We start from the raw sequence: 1,439 nt of genomic DNA, 5'->3' as shown, positions 1-1,439 counted from the left end.
ACCAGGCCGCCGCCGCGCGGACCAGCGCCGGGAGCGCGGCGGCCGGGGCGAGGCCGATCGCGGCGCAGGCCGCGGCGAGGATCGCCATCGGCACGAGCATCGTCCGCGGCGCCTCGTGCGCGGCGCGCGGGTGCGCGCTGCGCGGGGTGCCGAGGAACACCACCCCCACCACCTTGACGAAGCACGCCGCGGCGAGCCCGCCGACCAGCGCCAGCGCCGGCACGCCCAGCGCCGCGAAGGCGAGGAGGTCGCCCCCGCCGCGCTCCAGGGCGGAGAGGAAGCCCATGTAGACGAGCCACTCCGAGACGAACCCGTTGAGCGGCGGGAGCCCGCTGATCGCCGCCGCGCCGACGAGGAAGAGCACCGCGGTCGCGCGCATCGGGCGCGCGAGCCCGCCGAGGAGGTCGAGCTCGCGCGTGCCCGTCGCGTGCTGGACCGCGCCGGCGCCGAGGAAGAGGAGCGACTTGAACAGCGCGTGGTTCACGACGTGGAGCGTCGCGCCCCCGAGCCCGAGCACCACGAGGCCGGGCTCGCCGCGCGACCGGCCGAGCAGCGCGAGCCCGGTGCCGAGGGCGATGATCCCGATGTTCTCGACGCTGTGGTACGCGAGGAGCCGCTTGAGATCGTGCTGCGCGAGGGCGAACGCGACCCCCAGCACGGCGGAGGCGCCGCCGAGCAGGAGGAGCGCCGTCCCCCACGTCGCGGGCGGCGCGGCGAAGAGCCCCGTCACGCGCAGGAGCCCGTAGATGCCGGTCTTGATGAGCACCCCGGACATCACCGCCGAGACGTGCGACGGCGCCGCCGCGTGCGCGCCCGGCAGCCAGAAGTGGAGCGGCATGAGGCCGGCCTTCACGCCGAAGCCGAGGAGCGCGAGCGCGAAGGCGCTCGCCGCGAGCCGGCCCGCACCGGGCAGCCCCTGCATCGCCGCGAAGTCGAACGACCCCGCCGCCTGCCGCAGGAGGGCGAAGAGCGCGAAGAGCGCGAGCGTCCCGACGTGCGTGGCCGCGAGGTACACGAGCGCCGCGCGCTGCACCTCCGCGCGCTCGTGGTCCGTGTGGACGAGGAGGAAGCCGGAGAGCGCCATCACCTCCCAGCCGACGAGGAACACGACGGCGTGCCCCGCCACGACGAGGAGGACCATCCCGCCCGTGGCGAGCCCGTAGAAGAGCTGCAGCCGCACGGCGCGCGGGCCGTGCTCGGCCTGCGGGTAGTAGCCGAGCCCGTACACCGCCCCGAGCGCCGAGACCGCGCAGATGGGCAAGAGGAAGATCGCCGAGAGCGCGTCGAGGCGCAGCCCGAGCGCCGGCGCCGAGAGCTCCCCGCCGAGGAGCACCGTCCCCGCCGCCGCGACGCCGAGGGCCGCCCCCGCGCACAGCGCGGCGCACGCGAGGGCCTGGCCCGCGGCCGGCCGCGCGCGCAGCGCGGCCGCGGCGAGCCCG

1 protein-coding gene is annotated in these 1,439 nt (G+C 77.1%); it reads right to left on the bottom strand.

Annotation, left to right across the window (positions count from 1 at the left end):
* On the bottom strand, positions 1-1,439 hold a 1,439-nt coding region (locus tag MNZ39_RS24015), incomplete at both ends, for a proton-conducting transporter membrane subunit (RefSeq protein ID WP_242341600.1).

The sequence above is a fragment of the Anaeromyxobacter sp. SG66 genome, assembly GCF_022690805.1.
GTDB classification, from domain to species: domain Bacteria; phylum Myxococcota; class Myxococcia; order Myxococcales; family Anaeromyxobacteraceae; genus Anaeromyxobacter; species Anaeromyxobacter soli.
This window is presented reverse-complemented; position numbering and strand designations above follow the sequence as displayed.